This is a genomic window from Aeromonas sp. sif0611 (assembly GCF_019218845.1).
Classification (GTDB): Bacteria; Pseudomonadota; Gammaproteobacteria; order Enterobacterales; family Aeromonadaceae; genus Aeromonas; species Aeromonas media.
In genome coordinates, this window is record NZ_JAHUWU010000003.1 from 328,660 (window position 1) to 347,189 (window position 18,530).

General features: G+C 63.3%; 15 protein-coding genes. 8 read left to right on the forward strand and 7 right to left on the reverse strand.

The genetic code is table 11. The features are described 5' to 3' along the window. The first annotated feature begins 117 nt into the window (after positions 1-117). Positions 118-744 (forward strand): glutathione S-transferase N-terminal domain-containing protein, encoded by a 627-nt coding sequence (locus KW824_RS10720; protein WP_218409762.1) that lies wholly within the window; start codon positions 118-120, stop codon positions 742-744. A gap of 67 nt (positions 745-811) precedes the next feature. Here KW824_RS10720 and KW824_RS10725 read toward each other — a convergent pair whose 3' ends face one another. The 5 genes from KW824_RS10725 to KW824_RS10745 all read right to left on the reverse strand — a co-directional run bounded on the left by KW824_RS10725 (position 812) and on the right by KW824_RS10745 (position 6,354). Beyond that, positions 812-2,938 carry an alpha-amylase gene (locus KW824_RS10725; protein WP_218409763.1) on the reverse strand — a complete coding sequence of 709 codons (2,127 nt, stop codon included), beginning with the start codon at positions 2,936-2,938 and terminating at the stop codon, positions 812-814. Between the two features lie 239 nt (positions 2,939-3,177). Beyond that, positions 3,178-4,344, reverse strand: coding sequence for a hypothetical protein (locus tag KW824_RS10730; protein WP_182786061.1), 1,167 nt, complete (start codon positions 4,342-4,344; stop codon positions 3,178-3,180). Beyond that, positions 4,344-4,715: a GtrA family protein gene (locus tag KW824_RS10735; RefSeq protein WP_005324511.1), complete on the reverse strand. Its 372-nt coding sequence runs from the start codon at positions 4,713-4,715 to the stop codon at positions 4,344-4,346. The genes KW824_RS10730 and KW824_RS10735 overlap by 1 nt, the downstream gene beginning before the upstream one ends. Beyond that, entirely contained in the window at positions 4,712-5,749 is a 1,038-nt protein-coding gene (locus tag KW824_RS10740; RefSeq protein ID WP_005324509.1) for a glycosyltransferase family 2 protein, read from the reverse strand. The genes KW824_RS10735 and KW824_RS10740 overlap by 4 nt, the downstream gene beginning before the upstream one ends. Positions 5,750-5,808: 59 nt before the next feature. Continuing rightward, positions 5,809-6,354 carry a hypothetical protein gene (locus KW824_RS10745; RefSeq protein ID WP_182786059.1) on the reverse strand — a complete coding sequence of 182 codons (546 nt, stop codon included), beginning with the start codon at positions 6,352-6,354 and terminating at the stop codon, positions 5,809-5,811. 309 nt (positions 6,355-6,663) lie between these two features. On the opposite strand from KW824_RS10745, the gene KW824_RS10750 reads away from it, so the two are divergent. The 4 genes from KW824_RS10750 (at position 6,664) to KW824_RS10765 (ending at position 10,011) form a co-directional block, all read left to right on the forward strand. Next, entirely contained in the window at positions 6,664-7,431 is a 768-nt protein-coding gene (locus tag KW824_RS10750) for an ABC transporter substrate-binding protein (RefSeq protein WP_218409764.1), read from the forward strand. A gap of 91 nt (positions 7,432-7,522) precedes the next feature. After that, a complete protein-coding gene (locus tag KW824_RS10755) occupies positions 7,523-9,004 on the forward strand; it encodes a murein L,D-transpeptidase (protein ID WP_042649505.1) in 1,482 nt (493 codons plus the stop codon). A gap of 148 nt (positions 9,005-9,152) precedes the next feature. Next, on the forward strand, positions 9,153-9,698 hold the full coding sequence (locus KW824_RS10760; RefSeq protein WP_041206241.1) for a YcbK family protein: 546 nt from the start codon (positions 9,153-9,155) through the stop codon (positions 9,696-9,698). Positions 9,699-9,759: 61 nt separating this feature from the next. Then, on the forward strand, positions 9,760-10,011 hold the full coding sequence (locus KW824_RS10765; protein WP_042649504.1) for a hypothetical protein: 252 nt from the start codon (positions 9,760-9,762) through the stop codon (positions 10,009-10,011). Positions 10,012-10,105: 94 nt separating this feature from the next. Here the strand turns inward: KW824_RS10765 and KW824_RS10770 are convergent, their stop codons facing one another. Further along, positions 10,106-10,720, reverse strand: a complete 615-nt coding sequence (locus KW824_RS10770; protein WP_042649503.1) for a trimeric intracellular cation channel family protein — start codon at positions 10,718-10,720, stop codon at positions 10,106-10,108. A gap of 134 nt (positions 10,721-10,854) precedes the next feature. Further along, a complete protein-coding gene (gene cysZ / locus KW824_RS10775) occupies positions 10,855-11,619 on the reverse strand; it encodes a sulfate transporter CysZ (RefSeq protein WP_043131025.1) in 765 nt (254 codons plus the stop codon). 280 nt (positions 11,620-11,899) lie between these two features. On the opposite strand from cysZ, the gene KW824_RS10780 reads away from it, so the two are divergent. The 3 genes from KW824_RS10780 (at position 11,900) to ligA (ending at position 18,523) form a co-directional block, all read left to right on the forward strand. Continuing rightward, positions 11,900-15,274, forward strand: a complete 3,375-nt coding sequence (locus KW824_RS10780; protein ID WP_218409765.1) for an AAA family ATPase — start codon at positions 11,900-11,902, stop codon at positions 15,272-15,274. A 15-nt stretch (positions 15,275-15,289) separates the two neighbouring features. After that, a complete protein-coding gene (zipA, locus tag KW824_RS10785) occupies positions 15,290-16,417 on the forward strand; it encodes a cell division protein ZipA (protein ID WP_218409766.1) in 1,128 nt (375 codons plus the stop codon). A 99-nt stretch (positions 16,418-16,516) separates the two neighbouring features. Further along, positions 16,517-18,523: an NAD-dependent DNA ligase LigA gene (gene ligA / locus KW824_RS10790; protein ID WP_218409767.1), complete on the forward strand. Its 2,007-nt coding sequence runs from the start codon at positions 16,517-16,519 to the stop codon at positions 18,521-18,523. Positions 18,524-18,530: the final 7 nt, after the last annotated feature.

Consider the following 18,530-nt stretch of genomic DNA (forward strand, 5'->3'; position numbering starts at 1 on the left):
GCACTGCTCCCCAAGGGGGTCAAACTCGCTGGTGTGCAAATGTGAGGCGACCATGAGATGTCGTGCCAACAGGGCCGACGGGATGCTCATGAACAACCCCAACGCAGGAGGCAATTGATGGGATCCTTGGTATTGACGGTAGGCACAGGTTCCACCTGGGCAATGCGGGCGTCGCTGGTGCTCGCCATGAGCGGGCTGGAGTGGCAGGAGCAGGTGTTCGATCTGGAGGATGCCAAGGCGTTGCAACGGCTCAAGCGCACGGCGCCGGCCGGGCTTGTGCCCTGGCTGGATGACGGCGAGCTGCGCATCCACGACTCCCTCGCCATCGCCGAGTATCTCGACGAGCTGTGCCCGGCGCGTCACCTCTATCCGACGGACCGGGCCGAGCGGGCTAAGGCCAGGAGTCTGTGCGCCGAGCTGCACGCGGGCTTTGGCCAGATCCGTAGTCGTCTGCCCTTCTTTTTGGGAGCGCCGACCCAGAGCGAGCCGCCGGTAGAGACCATCGGCGAGCTGGCTCGCTTGCAGACCATCTGGTCCCAGGCGAGAGGGCGCTTCTACTTTGGGGAGGCGGGGATCCTGGATGCCTTCTATGCGGTGATGGCCTATCGGTTGGCGAGCTACGGCATTTCGCTGCCCGGTCAGGCGGGCGCCTATCAGCAAGTCTTGCTGGCCTGGCCCCTGTGGCAGGAGACTCTGGTCAAGGCACGGCTGCAGTGGCCGGCCATCGCCCGGCAGTCTGCATGAAGTGTGCCTGTGCAATGAGAGAGGGGAGCCACTGGCTCCCCTCTTCGTTTGTCCGATACGGGCCCGGTTATGGCTGCCGGCCGGCGAACACCACCACCACCTTGTCCTCCCCCTTCTCCCGCACGAAGCTGTAGGGCGCATCGGACAGCTTCTTGTGGCTGCCTGCCGCCACCGCCGGGTGGGCAGCGCGGAACTGGCCGAGTTGCTGCCAGTGCTTGACCAGATCGGCCTTCTCGCCGCTCCCCAGCTCCTGCCAGTTCATGTCGGATCGCACGCTCTGATCGAACACGCCGCCATCCTTGGCGAGCCCGCGGCCGGACTCGTCCCCGTAGTAGAGCTGGATGCCCCCCGGCAGCATCATGAAGCTGCTCGCGACCCGTCGTTGTAGCGGCACGTCCTGATAGTCGCCGAAGAACAGCTTGGTGTCGTGGGAGCTGATGTAGCTCAGCACGTTGAACTCGGCATCCTGGTTGATGCGGCTGGCGTAGCTGGCATAGGTGGGCTCGGCGCCTGCCATGCATTGGGCCTGTGGCAGGGCGAACTCCCGCTGATAGTCGAAGTTGATCAGGGAATCGAAGCCGTTCTGATACCAGAAATCCTTGGCGACTCCGTGATCCCACACCTCACCCACCATGTAGAAGGGCAGATCGTCGAGCGCCTTGTCCGGGTTGGCGGCCTTCCACTCTTTGAGCGCGGTGGTGCCCGCCTGCTTGAGCTTGGCCCAGACCGCGGGCTCCAGATGCTTGACGGTGTCGGCCCGGAAGCCGTCGATGCCAAAGCGGCGCACCCAGTCGGTGTGCCAGGCGATGAGGTAGTCGCTCACGGTGGCGTTGGGCAGGGCCTTGGCCCGGGTGTCTTTTTTCGCCGCCAGCAGCGGCGGCAGGCCCACCGGCTTGGTGGACTCGGTCAGGAAGTCCGGCAGCCCCGCCACCGAGCCGGTGACATCGTCGGTGCCGGGCTGCGGGTAGCCGGGCAGGCCGGCGCGCACCCAGTCAGGGCCCCACCATTTGCTGCTCCAATCGCTCGATTGATAGTCGATAAACTGGTTGTAGCCATGCCAGTTGAGGCCACCGTTCGGGCGCCACTCGTTCCAGCGGGTCGGCAATTTGCCGGTGTTCTGGGTGAGATCGGTGAGCCCCAGATCCTGCAGATCCGCCAGGGTGGCGTAGCCGGCGTGGTTCATCACCACGTCCAAGATGATCCGCATGCCGCGCTTGTGGGCCTCGTCCACCAGGGTCTTCAGGCTCTCCTCGTCGCCGTAGTTGGGGTCAATCTTGGTGAAGTCCAGCGCCCAGTAGCCGTGGTAGGCGTAGAAGGGGAAGTTACCCTGTTCGCCACCGCCGATGAAGCCGTGCACCTGCTCCACCATGGGGGTGATCCAGATAGCGTTCATGCCGAGGGACTTGATGTAGTCGAGCTTCTCGGTCAACCCCTTGAAGTCGCCGCCATGCCAGGTGGCGACCTCGTCCTGACCATCTTTCTGGCGGCCGAAGCTGTGGTCATTGGCGGGATCGCCGTTGTGGAAGCGGTCGGTCAGCAGGAAATAGACGCTCGCCTGCTCCCAGCTGAACGGTGCTGGCTTGGCCGCCTTGACCGGCTCGAGCAGCAGCAGGCCGCCGCTCTCCTTGCTCGGTGTCAGGGTCAGCTTGCCGCCCTTGACCACGGCCTCCTGCCTGGAGTAAGCATCCCGCAACCGGGTGCCGTCGGGCCAGACTCCCTTGAGTGATGCCGTGACCGGGCCGCCGTCCCAGGTGATACAGGGCTCTGTGGGGGGTTGGCGCTTGAACTCGCTCTTCTTGGTTGCTCGCAGCACCTTGAGGCTGGGGGTATCCGGGTTGAAGGTGAATTCGTAGTCACCGGCCAGCATCACCCTCAGGGTGAAGCTCGCCCCCTTGCTGCACTTGTCCATGGGCTGGGCTGTGCCGAAGGGGAGCGGCCTGGCCTCGGTCGGCCCGAAGCTGGTGCCGCAGCTGTTGCCCGCATCGGCGATGCGGATCTGGTGGCTCCCCTTGTCCAGCCTGTGGGTCAGGGTGACGATTCCCTTGTCCAGCGTCAGCGCCTCGGCCACCGGTTTGCCATCCACGTGGAGATGCACCTCGGGGGCGGCCAGCGCCTGACCGACGAACAGTGGCGTGGCCAGCAGGGCGAGCCACAGGGAGGATGGGCGGAGATCGAAACGAGGCGAGGGACGCATAGGCCATTCCTTGAGCTGAGTGAGGAGATCGGGTTCCGTTGAGGCACTCATTCTAGGGGCCCTGCGGGTGGGCTTGGACCGGCAAAATGCCGATTTGTGAGGTCAGTTCAAATGGTTACGTTTTCAAGCCCGGCAAAGTGTGATGGCCGCCCTGCTGCCCGGAGCGCGGCGCCATAAAAAATGCCGGTCGATGGACCGGCATGTTCAGGTGGGGCTGTTCGCCTGCGGGGGATCGTTCGTCAGACGGTAAAGAACTTGAAGTTGACGAAGGCCACCGCGATGAAGGAGGCGACCATGCCGCTGATGCAGAGCACCGCAGGGCGGATGGACGGCCAGCGATGGGCCAGCAAGATGATGGCCAGCAGGGTCGGGTAGAGGCCGAACATGTAGCGCGGCATGGCGTTGAGCCCGGTCATCAGCGGTATGGTGCAGCAGATGAACATCAGGGTCGCCTCGGCCCAGCGCTTCTGGCTGAACAGGTAGCCGTTCAGGCACCAGCCGAAGATCACCATGATGGAGAGGTAGGCCTTGCGACCGCCCAGCTCGAAGCCGCTCAGCCACCAGTCCAGGGGGCTGTCCATGTAGCGACCCCAGGCGACCTGGATGTGCTTGAAGGCGAGCGCATCCCCGGTCAGGTGATAGAGGTAGACCATGTAGGAGAAGAGGCCGAGGGGGATGAGCCAGAGGGTGAACACCACCTTGAAGGCCCGCTCGGTGAAGCGGAAGAATTCGCGCCAGCCATAGGCCTGCAGCGCCAGGATCAGCACGGGGAACACCATCATGACCCCCAGGTTGCGGGTGCCGGAGATGAAGATGCCGAGGAAGGCCACCATCAGCCACTGCTCGCGGTAGGCGAACAGGAACATCCCCAGCATCAGCGCCATGAACATGGACTCGGTATAACCGGAGACGAAGTAGGCGGAGAAGGGGGAGAAGGCCAGCAGCCAGACCCCGAAACGGGCGGTCTCATCCCCCAGCTTGAGCTGGCGCAGCACCAGCAGCATCAGCGGCAGGCTGATGAAGAAGGCGATGTTGGCCACCAGCATCAGGCCGATTAGGCTCTCGATGTTGAGCAGGCTGGAGAGCCCGCCAGCAAGCATGGGATAGAGCGGCATGAAGGCCCAGTTCGCCGCGTTGCCCTTGCTCAGCCAGCGTGGGTAGAGGTCGTAGCCGTTCTCGATGATGCGCTGGAACCAGACGCAGTCGAACTGGCAATAGGCTTGCAACGGGCCTATGTCGGGGGCGCCGTAGAGCTGGACGCCGAAATAGCCCATGCCGTACAGGGCCACCCGGCTCAGCACGAAGGCGGCGATGATCATCAGCCAGTCGCGGCTGCTGATGCGCAGTGACGGGCGATAGGGGAGGGCATCCCCGGCGAGGGGAGGAGTATTGGTCATGTCATTCATCAGGCAAAAACCCAGACGCGAGAGAGTATGTAGGTGAGTACGGTAACGGTCAGGGTGGCAATCACCACCGGCAGCAGTCCGGAGAGGCCCGCAAACAGCAGGCCGCTCAGGATCAGGTTACGCACCGCCAGGGAGAAGAGGGCCACCAGCAGAAACTTGCTGGCGGCACCCTGCTTCTGGAAGGTGATGTAGCGATGGCCGAAAAACGAGAACCAGAACGCGATGGCAAAGGCCAGGGTCGTGACCAGATGCTCAGAGATGGCGGGCCAGGTATGGAACAGGGCGATGGAGGTGCCCAGATCGACGAGGGTCGCCCCCCCGCCGACAAAACCGAAGCGAACCAGCCGCCAGAATTCCTCGCGGGAGATCATTGGGACGCCGGCTCCTGCTTGTCCGCATCCTGCGCCTTTTCACTCTGGGTTGCCGCCGCATCCGGCTGCTTGCCCGCATCCTGCCGGGCATATTGGCCGTAGACTCCCTCGATGAGGTAGACGGGGCGCTGCTTCACTTCCACGAACATGCGGCCTATGTACTCGCCTATGATGCCGAGCGACAGCAGCTGAATGCCGCCGAGGAACAACATCACCGACATCAGGGAGGCGTAACCCGGCACGTCGATGCCGAAGAACAGCACCTGGGTGATGATCTTGAGGATATAGAGGAAGGCGATGAAGGAGACGCCGACCCCGACGTAGCTCCACACCCGCAGCGGCCAGCTGGAGAAGCTCATCAGGCCGTCGAGGGCGAAGTTCCACAGCTTCCAGTAGTTGAACTTGGTCTCGCCGGCGTGGCGGGCGGGACGCTCGTAGGGCACGCCGACGGCGCGGAAACCGGCCCAGGCGAACAGCCCCTTCATGAAGCGGTTGCGCTCGGGCAGTTGCTTGAGAGCCTCGACCACCTTGCGATCGATGAGTCGGAAGTCACCGGCGTTCTCCGGCAGCTTGGTGCTGGTGGAGAGGGCGTTGAAGAAGCGGTAGAAGCCGCCGGCGGTGAGGCGTTTCATCGGGGTGTCGGCGCTGCGATCCACCCGGATACCGTAGACGGTGTCGTAGTCGCCGGTCTGCCACAGCTTGACGAATTCCAGGATGAGGGCGGGGGGATCTTGCAGATCCACATCCATGGGGACCATGGCATCGCCCTTGGCCTGATGCAGGCCTGCGGTCATGGCCGCTTCCTTGCCGAAGTTGCGGGCCAGGTTGACCAGGGTCACGCGGGGATCGCGGGCAATGGCCTGTTCGACCACTTCACGGGTGCGGTCGCGGCTGCCGTCATTGACGAACACGATTTCAAGCCGGTCTTTGAGGGGAGCCAGTTCGGCATCTATCGCGCTGATGAAGGCGTCTATGCTCTCTTCCTCGTTGTAAACGGGCACGACCAGAGAGAGTCGAAAATCGGCATGCGACATGGGAACTTCCTTATTGAAAGAATTATTTTATAAGACTACTGATGCTGGGATCTTCAGCTTCACTGCGCGACGGTCAGGCGTACCGACTGGACGTTGAGCGGTGTCGGAGCGGAGAGCGCAAGGAAGTTGGGATGCTTGGGATCGGCTGTCAGGGAGTCGCCCGGCAGGTTGAGCCTGATTTCGTTGATGCCCGCCTTGGCCAGCTTGACCGTGGTGGTGAAATCATGGCCGAGCGCCACCTTGAGCAGGGTGCCGGCTTGCGGACTGTTGATCCTGGCCTGGATGGTGAGCTGCTCAGGTTGATCCTGCTGTTTGGGCAGCACGAAATAGAGTCCACCCTGACCGCTCAGCTCGGTGCCTTGCTCGCTCGGCTTCTTGGCCCAGCCTTCGCTCGAGAGGAAGCGGCTCGGTTTGGTCAGGTTGAGTTCGTTGCCCGGCTGGTAAGTCATGCTGGAGTTGTGTTCCCAGAAGCGGGTCTTGCCTTCCAGGTAATAGAGTTTGTAAGCCAGGCTCACGTTGGGGTGAGCGGCCAGGTAGAGGGTGTAAAGGTAAAAACCGCTCAATGCCAGGATGGCAGCCAGAAAACCGAACTTTTTGTAGGTCATATTACTCACTCGATGCCCGACGGATAGGTAGGCTGGATTCGCGCATATGCTAATCCAATTGCAAAAAAAGCATAGTGGATCACAAAAATAAATTTGCTCACATATTAACCCCCAATCCCCCTGCGTACCAAGGGGCTTTGGTGTCGTGCGCATCCTGCTTTTGTGGCGGGCATCCAGTGCGACCTGGGCCCTGTCCTGCCCATGGCCTTATCAGGCAAATGGCTGATATAGTGCATCGCTGTGGCAGGATCTGTCGCCATTTTCGTTTGACAGAATTAAGATGACCCGTCCCGCTGTCAAGGATGACCCATGAGACTGCTCTGCCTGTGTGTGCTCTGCTGTTTGCCCCTTCACTCGCTGTTGGCTCAACCGCTTTGTCCTTCCCCGCTGCGCGTCGGTTTCGATGACTGGCCCCCTTACCACTATTACCAGCAGGATGGCGACAAACGGCGGCTGCGCGGCTTCGCGGTCGACTATCTCAACGCCGTCTCGGCCCGGTTGGGATGCCGTCTCATCTACGTAGAGCGTCCCTGGAAGCGGGGGCTGCACGAGCTGGAACTGGGGCGCCAGGACATCGCCATGGAGGCCTACTTCACTGAGGACAGGGCGCGCTATGCCTGGTTCTCCACCGCCTACAATCCGGGGAGGACGGCGCTCTGGGTGCGCAAGGCCGGCACCGACGATGAAACGGATCTGGGGAGCTGGCTGGCTCAGGGCCACCGGCTGGGGATCACCCGGGACTACTACTATGGCGCCGAGATCTCCGAACTGCTGCGCCGTTACCCTGATCAGGTGAGCGCAGTCAATGACGTGCAGAATTACCGCAAACTGGTGCTGGGTCGGATAGACGGATTTCTCGGGGATAGTTTGGCCACTCCCTGGGGTCTGAAGAAAGAGGGGCTGTCGGAGGAGGTGGTCCCCCATGTGATGGGGATCTACGAGACGCCGACCTCTTTCATGTTGAGCAAAAAGACGATATCGAGCGAATTCGTGCAGCGATTCAATCAGGCGATCATGGCCGTTGGCAAGAGCGGGGAGCATGCGCTCATCTGGCGACGCTACACCTCCGCCCGCTAGCAAAGTCGCCGCCATTCCCGCATCATGGGCACCTGACCGTTGCGCCTGACAGGCCGAAGTGAACCGATTTGAGGCAAGCGTGGTAAGAAGCATGGGTAAGAAGTATTGGTTGGCATTGGCAAACCTTATCTGGCTGGGCTGCTGGCCGGCTGGCATGGTCCATGCCAGCACAGAACAGATGGTGGTGGCCAGTCCCAGCATCCAGCATGACTGGTATCAGAACAGTACCGCAGAACAGGCACGCCATGAGCTGGAGCTGCAACTGCAGGAGGCGGTGCTTGCCCAGTTGCACCCGGATTTCTATCGGCTCTGGCAGCAGTTGCAGAAGACCCCGGCCGATCGGCGCGGCGCCCTCTACGACGAAGCCTTCGGCAAGCTGGCGCGTTTCCAGCAAACCTGGCGCGCCATGGACCTGGTCGCCCGCGAGCAGATGCAGACCCTTAAGCTGGACCTGACCAAGCCCCTGGCCCATGAGCCCCTGGGTGACAACCTGCTGGATCAGGTCAAACAGCTCAGGCCCCAAGTCGCCGAATATGAGGCCGTACGCGATGAAGTGCGCAAGCTGCTGGCCATGCCCATGGCCAAGCATTGGCCGACCCTGGACATGCCGACCCTGCGAGCCGGGGAGAGCGCTACCGAGCTTGGCCAGATCCGCTCCATCCTCAACGAGCTGGGGGACGGTGCCCCGAACCACCAGGATGCCACCTATGACGCCGAGACAGAGCAGGCCATCAAGCAGTTCCAGCGCCGCCATGGCCTGACCGCCGACGGCATCATCGGCCGTCAGACCCGCTCCTGGCTCAATACCGGGCCGCAAGTGCGTGCCAGCCTGCTGCTGCGCAACCTGTGGCGTCGGGATCTGGTGGATCACCTCGCCGGCCGCTACGTGCTGGTCAACATCCCGGATTACCGCCTGAGCGTGGTGGAGTCAGGCAGCGAGGTCTTTACCAGTCGGGTCATCGTCGGCAAGGAGCAGCGGGCCACCCCCATCCTTGCCAGCGAGATCCGCTCCATCGTGCTCAATCCCGCCTGGCATGTGCCGCGTTCCATTCTGAGCAAGGACATTCTGCCCAAGCTGGGACGGGATCCCGCCTATCTGGATCGCGAACAGTTCGAGGTGATCGACGGCGAGGGCAATCCGGTGCAGTTCAGCGAAGATGGCTGGCACCATGCGCTGGCGTCGGGCTTCCCTTACCGGTTGCGGCAAAAGCCGGGGGATCACAATGCCCTGGGGCGCTACAAGTTCTACCTGCCGAACAACGATGCCATCTACCTGCATTCGACGCCGCGCAGGGCTCTGTTCGAGCAGGGGGCACGTGCCTTCAGCTCCGGTTGCATCCGGGTCGAGCATGCGGACGATCTGGCCGAGCTGCTGCTCGCGGACTCCCGCTATCAGCCGGACAAGGTCGCCAGCATCCTGAAAGAGACCCAGACCAAGTGGTTGCCGTTGACTACCCCTATCCCGGTGTTCACCGTCTACTGGAGCAGCTGGATCGATGAAGAGGGGCGCCAGCAACTGCGCAATGATATTTACGGATTCGATCGAGTGAGCTTTCAGAGCCGCTTGCTGTGATCCCCGCCACAGAGTGAAGAGCCCGGCCAGTGCCGGGCTTTTTCATGGGCCTTTGCGGTTTGACATGACTTTTACGGGCGGGTAGTTTCGGCCTCTGTATCATATTCATTCACCACTGTTACTTCACTCTGGAATGGACGGACAACGGATGCTGGAACAAGAGATAAGCCGACGCCGTCTGCTGCTGGGGGCCGGTTGCCTGATGGGGGCCAGCCTGCTGTCGTTCCCGGCCGTGGCGAGCCGCAGTACCACAGGGCGTGAACTCAGCTTCTTCAACCTCAATACCGGCGAGCGGGTCAACGCCAGCTATTGGGAGAATGGCCGTTATCTGAACGATGGTCTGGCGGAGCTCAACCATATCTTCCGCGACTATCGCCGCAACGAGGTGTTCAACATCGACAGGAAGCTGTTCGATCAGCTCTTCCTGCTGCAGCACAAGCTGGGCCGCAAGGGGGAGATCCAGCTCATCTCGGGGTATCGCTCCCCGGCCACCAATCGCCAGAAGCGCCAGCGCAGCCGTGGCGTCGCCAAACACAGCTACCACACCCTGGGGCAGGCGGTGGATGTGCGCATCCCCGGCGTGCAGCTGGCGCACTTGCGTAAGGCGGCTCTGAACCTCAAGGTCGGCGGCGTGGGTTACTACCCCTCCGACAACTTCGTCCACCTCGACACCGGCCCGGTGCGCAGCTGGTAACGGGTTGGCACAGGAGGGCTCCGAGCTGCTAGGCTCTGGGCACTATCCAGAGGAGAGACAGATGAAGCAGATTCTGATCGGGGGCCTGATCGCCCTGCTGCTGACCGGGTGCAGCAAGCTGAACCGGGAAAACTACGACAAGCTGAAGATGGGGATCACCTATGCCGAGGCGAGCGCCATCCTTGGCAAGGCGGAGCGCTGCGACGATGCGCTCGGCACCACCAGCTGCGTCTGGGGCGGGGACGGCAAGAACATCAAGATCCGTTTCATCGCCGACAAGGCCACCTTCTTCAGTTCGGAAGGGATCAACTGAGTCAGTTTTTTCACTGCCATCAGCAACAAAAAAGCGCCATCCGGCGCTTTTTTGTTGTGTGCAATCCAGCCAATCTGGCCAGAAACTGGCGCGCTCAGTGGGTGGCGTACTGGTAATTGAAGGTGGGGAGTCCCCACTTGAAGCGCACCGCCAGCAGCCGCAGCACGAAGCCGATGCCGATGGCCCCGAAGGCGGCCCAGTCATTGGGCAGGCCTTGATCCAGCGCGAAGCAGTAGAGAGCGGCCGTCACCAGGGAGACAGCGGCGTAGAGCTCGCGCTTGAACACCAGCGGGATGCGCTGGCACAGGAGATCCCGTAGCACGCCGCCAAAGACGCCGGTCACCACCGCCATGATGCAGGCGATGCCGGCCCCGTGTCCCATCTCGAGCGCCCGGGCGGCGCCAAAGATGGAGAAGACCACCAGCCCCAGGGCATCGAGCGCCAGGAACAGCTTGCCGAGATAACGCATCAGCGGGGCCGAGATGACGCCTGCCATGGCTGCCCCCGCCACCAGCAGCACATATTCGGGGTGCTCCACCCAGAGCAGGGGGTAGTGCCCCAGCAGCACATCCCGGATGGTACCTCCCCCTATGGCCGTCGCCGAGGCGATGATGACGACACCAAACAGATCCATCCGCCGCCGGCCCGCCGCCAGCGCGCCAGTCATCCCTTCGGCCACCAGGCCGAGCAAGAAGAGTGCATGTAACATGAGTTATCCCAGGGTGCGAGAAAGGCCCGCATCCTAACAAGCCTGGTCTGGCACGACAAGTACTCTCACGTTTGCATTAGATTAAGTAATGAAAAGGGGGCCCATGCCCCCGTTTTTGGTTATGTCTGCGCGGCTCAGCGGCGAAGCTGCTCGTTGCGATACTGATCCACCCACATGGCGGTGGCGCCACAGATGGCGACCGGCATCACGAACAGATTGACCACGGGAATGGCGGAGAAGAGGGTGACCAGGGCACCGAAGCTCAGGCACTTGCCGCGGCGCTGCTTCAAGGCATCGCGCATGGTGATGAAGTCGATCTTGTGGTTGTCGAACGGGTAGTCCACATACTGGATCGCCATCATCCAGGCGCTGAACAGGAACCAGAGCACAGGTGCCAGGGTCTGGCCCACTACCGGAATGAGGAACAGGATCAGGCAGCCGATGGCCTTGGGCAGGTAGTACTTCAGCTTGGTCCACTCGCGGCTGAAGGTGCGCGGCACGTCCTTGACCACATCCAGCATGCCGGTGTCGCTCACCGCCTCGCCGGTGAGGATCTGCTCCACCTTCTCCGCCAGCAGGCCGTTGAAGGGGGCCGCTATCCAGTTGATCACCGAGCTGAAGATGAAGGAGAACACCACCAGTATGGTGATGAGGGCGATGGGCCACAGCAGGTAGTCGAGCCAGGAGAGCCAGCTCGGGATCTGCTGATGCAGCCAGGCGAACAGGCCGTCCAGTTGCAGCAGCAGGGCATAGAAGGCGCCGGCGAACAGCACGAAGTTGACCAGCAGGGGGATCAGCACGAAGGTGCGGATGCCCGGCTGGCGAATGAGGGAGAAGCCGCGCAGGAAGTAGTCTGCACCGCTGACCGAATCTTTGACCATGTGAGGGGATTGGCTCATCTGAGATCCATCAATGAATGGGTAGGGTGCCAGCATATTACAAACAAGCCTCCAATTTGGTAAAGTCGCGAACTATTCCCGATATCCCGCCAGGTCAGGCTGGATGCTGGATGATATTCGTGGGCTGACTGCCTGCGCACGACCAACAAGGCCGGGTCCGGATCTGGTAAAGTCGCGAACTATTCCCGATATCCCGTCCGGTCAGGCCGGACGTCGGATGATATTTGTGGGCTGACAGCCCGCCCGCCGCCTCTTCATTTCGCCACTGACACGGGTCGCCATGCGTCTGAAACTGATCAAACTCGCCGGCTTCAAGTCGTTCGTCGAGCCGACCCGCATCGAACTGTCGGCCGACATGACCGCCGTGGTGGGCCCCAACGGCTGTGGTAAATCCAACGTCATCGACGCCGTGCGCTGGGTGCTGGGGGAGAGCTCGGCCCGCCACCTGCGCGGCGAGAACATGACGGATGTCATCTTCAACGGCTCCATCAACCGCAGCCCCCACGGCCGTGCCTCGGTGGAGCTGGTGTTCGACAATCCTCACAACCGGGTGCCCGGTGAATTTGGCCGTTATAACGAGATCTCGGTGCGCCGCGAGGTGCTGCGTGACGGCTCCAACCACTACCAGATCAACGGCCAGAAGTGCCGTCGCAAGGACGTGACCGATCTCTTCCTCGGCACCGGCCTGGGCCCGCGCAGCTACGCCATCATAGAGCAGGGCACCGTCAGCCGGCTGGTGGAGTCGCGCCCGGCGGACCTCAAGCTCTTCATGGAAGAGGCCGCCGGGGTCTCCCGCTACAAGGAGCGGCGCCGGGAGACAGAGCAGCGCATCCGTCACACTCAGGAGAATCTGGAGCGCCTCGGCGACATTCGTGGCGAGCTGGGTTCCCGCCTTGAGCATCTCAAATCCCAGGCCGAAACCGCCGAGCGTTACAAGCAGCTCAAGAGCCGCAGTCGCGCCGCAAGGGCCGAGCTCATCGGCTCCGAGCTGTGGGCGCTGGAGACCCGCCTCGGCGAAGCCAAGAGCGAGCTGGCCCAGGCAGAGCAGGCGCTGGCGGCGCTCGATGCCAAGCGCACCGCGGGCGAAGGGCGCCACGTCACCCTGTCGGTGGCCCGCCAGGAGGCCCAGGCCGAGCAGGCGAGTCGTCAGCAGCAGATCTTCCTTGGCGGCCAGGCCATCGCCCGCCTCGAACAGCAGCAGCTTCACCAGACCGAGCTCGGTCGCGACTGGCAGGCACGGCGTCAGGCCCTCGGCGAGCGCATCGAGGCCATCAGGGGAGAGCTGGGGAGCCAGCAGGAGCAGCTGACAGAGGGCGTCCTCCAGGGGGAGGTGGAGTCGGCTCGCCTCGAGCAGTGTGAGCAGTTACTTGCCGATCAGCAGGCCGTTCGCCTCGCGGCCGGCGAGCGGCTGGAGCTGGCCCGCCAACACCAGCAGCAGTGGCAGCAGCAGCTCGGTCAGGCACAGGGCAGGCTCAACCAGACCCGTGCCCAGCGAAGCGGCCTGCAGGAGCTGCAGGCCAAGACCCGGCTGGCGCGACTCAAGCTGGAGGATGAACAGGCAGGCCCCCTTGGCGGGGAAGGTGAGAGCCTGCAGCCCGTGCTGGATGCCCTGTCGGATGAGCTGGCACTCTCTCGCGCCCGCCACGAGGCATTGGAACAGGCGTGGCAGGCCGGGGTGGCCAGCCACGAGGCCCTCAAAGAACGGCGGGATCGGCAGGGCGGCCTGCTGCGTGAGCTCGGCGCCCGCCTCACAACCCTTGATCAGATTTTGGGGGAGCAGATGCAGGGCGCGACCCTGGCGGATCGGCTGCAGGTCGCCCCCGAGTGGGCCCAGGGGCTGGACAAGGTGCTCGGGCGCTGGCTCACCGCCGAGCCGGGGGACCAGTGCAACCTCGAGCAGGGCGGGCTCTGGATAGGCCCGGCTCACCCAGCGGTGCCCGGCACCCTGGCGGCCCGGATCGAGGGGGATCACATCCCCGCCTTCCTCAACGTCATCTGGCTGGCCGATGACAGGGAGGCGGCCCTGGCCCGCCAGTCATCCCTCCTGGCCGGTGAGTCTGTGCTGACCCCGGCGGGGGACTGGTTTGGCCCGAACTGGGCCGATCTCGGCCAGGGCGGCGCCCTCGGCACCCTGGCGCTGCTCGGTGAACGTGAGCGGTTACACACCGAACTGGCCGCTGGGGAGCAGGCCCTGGTTCAGCTGGATGCCCAGTTGAAGGCCGCAGATGCCGACCGCGCCCATTTGCACAGCGCCCTTGAGGCGAACCAGCGCACCCTGCGCGAGCAGGAGCTGCGATGGCAACAACTGCGAGAAGCCTGGAGCCTGCAGCAGGGTCAGCGTCAGGAGCGGCTGCTGCGCCTCGGCCAGCTTGGGGAAGAGTTGGTCCGGCTGGACAAGGAGCAGGCCGAGGAGGCCGAGCGGCTTGCCGCGGCCCAGCAGCAGCTCGAGCTGGAAGAGGCGCACCTTGCCGAGCTGCAGGAGCAGGGGGAGCCGCTGGCGGAGGCACTCTTGCTGGCCCAGGAGGGGGTCGCCAGTGCCGAGCGGGCGCTGGAGGAGGCGCGTGCGCGCCGGGAGCAGCAGCAGGCAAGCTGCCAGCGCTGGCAACTGGCGCAGCAAAATCTGGCGCAGCTCATCGCCCTGCGCGAACAGGAGCTGGCCCGGCTCGGGCTGGAGCTGGCCGAGCTCAAGGGGCCGGACGCCCAGGCGGTGCAGGACATCTCGCCTCTGCTGGCGGAGCAACGCAACCTGGAGGCGCAGCAGCTGGCTTGTCATCAGCGGCTCGCCGAGCTGGAGCGTCAGCTGGCCGAGCTGGAGCAGGCCAGAAGCGCCGACCACAAACAGTTGGTGACCCTGCAGGAGAAGCTCGCCCAGCTCAGACTGGAGCGGGAGCGCAACCTCACCCGGCGACAGGGACTGCACGAGCAGTTCGAAGAGCTGGGCGTGCGGCTGGTGGATCTCGATCAGGCCGTGCTGATCGCCGCCGATCGCGGCAAGCTGCGCCAGGAGATCCAGACACTGGAGACACAGGTGGAGGCACTTGGCGCCATCAACCTGGCGGCGCTGGAGGAGTATGAAGAGGCGAAAACCCGGGCAAGCTACCTGGAAAACCAGTGCCAGGATCTGGAGCAGGCGCTGGAAACCCTGAGCCAAGCCATTAAAAGAATTGATAAAGAAACACAAATACGGTTCCGCGACACTTTCGATAAGGTCAACGAAGATTTAAAATCCCTGTTCCCGAAAGTGTTCGGGGGGGGCAGTGCCTGGCTTGAGCTGACCTCGGACGATCTTTTGGAAGCCGGAGTGAGCATCATGGCAAGACCTCCGGGCAAGAAGAATGCTACCATTGCCCTGCTTTCCGGGGGGGAGAAGGCGCTAACCGCCCTTGCGCTGGTTTTTGCCATCTTCAGACTCAATCCAGCTCCCTTCTGTCTGCTGGATGAGGTGGATGCACCGCTCGATGAAGTGAACGTGGGTCGCTTCTGTTCTCTTGTCAAAGAGATGTCGAGCACAGTACAGTTCGTTTACATCAGTCATAATAAGGTCTCCATGGAGATGGCCGAGCAGCTGATAGGCGTCACGATGCAAGAGCCCGGGGTTTCTCGCATCGTGTCGGTTGACATCGGTGAAGCCGTCGCTTTGGCTGAGCAAAACTAGAAAGAGAAGCAGCTAATGCAGGAATTGCGTTACATCTTGGTTGCCCTGGGCGGTATTGCCATCGCGGCATTGCTCATTCACGGGTTGTGGAGCAACAGAAAGAACCGTCAGGCACCGATCAAGGAAAAACCCCTGGGTCGGATGGAATCCAAGTCACGGGATCGTGACAGCGATGCGTTTGACAGCGATGGCATCGGTCAGGTGCGCGTGGTCAGCGGTGGCCGTCGTGCCGAGCCCAAGCTGCGCAGCGACGAGGCCCATCAGCCGGAACCCCGCCGTGCCGCCACCGTGCCCGCCTTCGATGAGGACGAGGATGACGATCTGCCGCCGCCCGTGGTGCGCAAGCCAGCCCCCCGTCCGGTGACGCCGCCTCCCGTCTATGAAGAAGAAGACGAGTATGAAGAGCCGAGCGCCGAGCCTGTCGAAGAGGTGCCTGCCGCGCCGGTACGCAAGCCTGCCCAGGTGATCCGCCGCACCCCGGTGCACCGCTCCCGCCCCCAGCGTGAACCCATGATGCAGCCACTGGACGACGAACCGCTGGTGGAGCCGGCCTACGCCCAGGCGCCGACCTTCGGTGCCCGCGAGCCCGCGCCGCAGCAGCAAGCCCGCTATGCCCCGCCCGCGCCTGTGTATGAAGAGCCCGATTATGATGACGAGCCCGCCTACGAAGAGCCGGTCCAGGTGGCCGAGCCCGTCCAGGAGCTGCCGCCGGTCGAGAAGATCTGGCAGGATGTCTATGTCATCAACCTGATGGCCCGTCCTGGTCACGATCTGCAAGGGGCGACCCTGCTCTCCTCCCTGCTGGCGCTGGGCTTCAAGTTTGGCGAGATGGACATCTTCCACCGTCACGAAGATCTCAACGGCAAGGGTGAAGTGCTCTTCTCCATGATCAACATGGTCAAGCCGGGTACCTTCAACCCCTACCGCATGGAGCAGTTCAGCACCCCGGGTGTGTCCCTCTTCATGCAACTGCCCCTGCGCAGCAATGCGGCCTTTGCGTTCGAGCACATGCTGCAGGCGGCGGATCAGCTGGCGAGCGATCTCGATGCCATGCTGACCGATGCCTCGCGCAGCCCGCTCAGCGACGACGACATTGCCCGTTATCGCCATGAGCTGGCGGCCTACGAGGCCAGCCGCGACTGATGCGCCATTTGGCCTCAGCCATGAAAAGTGCGGTACCCAGGTGCCGCATTTTCATTTCTGCCCCAGACTGATTGTTCCATCACACTTCGAGACTTCTTCATGAGCGACATCCTCTCCCGCCACCGTCAATTGTGTGAGCTGCTGGTTGAATACGGCCATCAGTACTATGTGCTGGATAACCCCACGGTGCCGGACGCCGAATACGATCGCCTGATGCGCGAGTTGATTGCGCTCGAGGCCGACCACCCCGAGCTGAAAACCCCGGCCTCCCCGAGCGTGCGGGTCGGCGGCCAGCCACTCTCGGCCTTCAGCCAGGTGCGCCACGAGATCCCCATGCTGAGCCTGGACAACGTCTTCAGTGACGAAGAGCTGCAGGCCTTCGAGCAGCGCATGCGCGATCGCCTCAAGCGCGAGCTGAACTTCACCTTCTGCTGCGAGCCCAAGCTCGATGGTCTGGCGGTCAGCCTGCTCTATGTGGACGGCCAGCTGGTGCAGGCGGCCACCCGGGGGGATGGCGCCACGGGGGAGGAGATCACCGAGAATGTGCGCACCATCAAGGCCATTCCGCTCGTCCTGAGGGGCACTGGTTGGCCTGCGCGACTGGAGGTGCGTGGCGAAGTCTTCATGCCCAAGGCCGGTTTCGAGGCGATGAATGCCAAGGCGCAGGCGGCAGGGGAGAAGGTGTTCGTCAACCCGCGCAATGCCGCCGCCGGCAGTCTGCGCCAGCTTGATTCCCGCATCACCGCCAGCCGTCCCCTGAGCTTCTACGCCTATGGCGTGGGTATAGGCGGCGACGAGCTGGGGAACTCCCACTTCGCTCGCCTCAACCAGCTCAAGGCCTGGGGGCTGCCGCTCAGCCCCGAGGTGAAGCTCAAGGAGGGGGCGGCCGGTTGCCAGGCCTTCCACGACGACATCCTGGCCCGCCGCAGCGAGCTGCCCTACGAGATCGACGGCGTGGTCTACAAGGTGGACGACATAGCACTACAACAGGAGCTCGGTTTCGTGGCTCGGGCCCCGCGCTGGGCCACGGCCCACAAGTTCCCGGCCGAGGAGGAGATGACCCTGCTGGAGAACGTCGAGTTCCAGGTCGGCCGTACTGGCGCCGTGACCCCAGTGGCCAAGCTCAAGCCGGTGTTCGTCGGCGGCGTCACCGTATCCAACGCCACTCTGCACAATGCGGACGAGATAGCGCGCCTTGGCGTCATGATCGGCGACACCGTGATCGTGCGCCGGGCAGGGGATGTGATCCCGCAGATAGTGGCCGTGGTGGAGGCGCAGCGCCCCGCGGATGCCCGCGAGATCCTCTTCCCCACCCAGTGTCCGGTGTGTGGCTCTGCGGTGGAGCGACTGGAAGGGGAGGCGGTGACCCGCTGCTCCGGCGGCCTGTTCTGCGAGGCGCAGCGCAAGGAGGCGATCAAGCACTTCGCGGCCCGCCGCGCCATGGATGTGGACGGCCTGGGTGACAAGATAGTGGAGCAGCTGGTGGACAAGGGGCTGGTGAAGACCCCGGCGGATCTGTTCAGCCTCAACGCAATCCAGCTGGCCGGTCTCGAGCGGATGGGGCAAAAATCCGCCCTCAATCTGGTGGCCGCCATCGACAAGGCCCGCAGCACCACCCTGCCGCGCTTCCTGTTTGCCTTGGGGATCCGTGAGGTGGGGGAGGCGACGGCGCTGAACCTCGCCAACCATTTCCTCACCCTGGAGGCCCTGCGCGCCGCCTCGGTGGAGCAGTTGCTGGAAGTAGCCGACGTGGGGGACATAGTGGCCAAGCACGTCTACTACTTCCTGCGCCAACCCCACAACATCGAGGTGCTCGACGCCCTGTTGGCCGCCGGCATCCACTGGCCGGCCATCGAGAAGAAGGAGGCAAGCGATCAGCCCTTCGCCGGCAAGACCTTCGTGCTGACCGGTACCCTCACCACCCTGTCGCGCAACGACGCCAAGGCGGCGCTGCAGGCGCTGGGGGCCAAGGTGGCGGGCTCGGTGTCGGCCAAGACAGATGTGCTGGTGGCTGGCGAAGCCGCCGGCTCCAAGCTCGCCAAGGCCCAGGAGCTCGGTATCACAGTCTGGAGTGAAGAAGAGCTGCAACAGGCGTTGCAGGGCTGAGTCGCCA

What these genes read in the sequence shown, in the direction of transcription:
- KW824_RS10720 (WP_218409762.1), top strand. Translation starts at nt 118, where the DNA reads ATGGGATCCTTGGTATTGACGGTAGGCACAGGTTCCACCTGGGCAATG.
- KW824_RS10725 (WP_218409763.1), bottom strand. Translation starts at nt 2,938, where the DNA reads ATGCGTCCCTCGCCTCGTTTCGATCTCCGCCCATCCTCCCTGTGGCTC.
- KW824_RS10730 (WP_182786061.1), bottom strand. Translation starts at nt 4,344, where the DNA reads ATGAATGACATGACCAATACTCCTCCCCTCGCCGGGGATGCCCTCCCC.
- KW824_RS10735 (WP_005324511.1), bottom strand. Translation starts at nt 4,715, where the DNA reads ATGATCTCCCGCGAGGAATTCTGGCGGCTGGTTCGCTTCGGTTTTGTC.
- KW824_RS10740 (WP_005324509.1), bottom strand. Translation starts at nt 5,749, where the DNA reads ATGTCGCATGCCGATTTTCGACTCTCTCTGGTCGTGCCCGTTTACAAC.
- KW824_RS10745 (WP_182786059.1), bottom strand. Translation starts at nt 6,354, where the DNA reads ATGACCTACAAAAAGTTCGGTTTTCTGGCTGCCATCCTGGCATTGAGC.
- KW824_RS10750 (WP_218409764.1), top strand. Translation starts at nt 6,664, where the DNA reads ATGAGACTGCTCTGCCTGTGTGTGCTCTGCTGTTTGCCCCTTCACTCG.
- KW824_RS10755 (WP_042649505.1), top strand. Translation starts at nt 7,523, where the DNA reads ATGGGTAAGAAGTATTGGTTGGCATTGGCAAACCTTATCTGGCTGGGC.
- KW824_RS10760 (WP_041206241.1), top strand. Translation starts at nt 9,153, where the DNA reads ATGCTGGAACAAGAGATAAGCCGACGCCGTCTGCTGCTGGGGGCCGGT.
- KW824_RS10765 (WP_042649504.1), top strand. Translation starts at nt 9,760, where the DNA reads ATGAAGCAGATTCTGATCGGGGGCCTGATCGCCCTGCTGCTGACCGGG.
- KW824_RS10770 (WP_042649503.1), bottom strand. Translation starts at nt 10,720, where the DNA reads ATGTTACATGCACTCTTCTTGCTCGGCCTGGTGGCCGAAGGGATGACT.
- cysZ (WP_043131025.1), bottom strand. Translation starts at nt 11,619, where the DNA reads ATGAGCCAATCCCCTCACATGGTCAAAGATTCGGTCAGCGGTGCAGAC.
- KW824_RS10780 (WP_218409765.1), top strand. Translation starts at nt 11,900, where the DNA reads ATGCGTCTGAAACTGATCAAACTCGCCGGCTTCAAGTCGTTCGTCGAG.
- zipA (WP_218409766.1), top strand. Translation starts at nt 15,290, where the DNA reads ATGCAGGAATTGCGTTACATCTTGGTTGCCCTGGGCGGTATTGCCATC.
- ligA (WP_218409767.1), top strand. Translation starts at nt 16,517, where the DNA reads ATGAGCGACATCCTCTCCCGCCACCGTCAATTGTGTGAGCTGCTGGTT.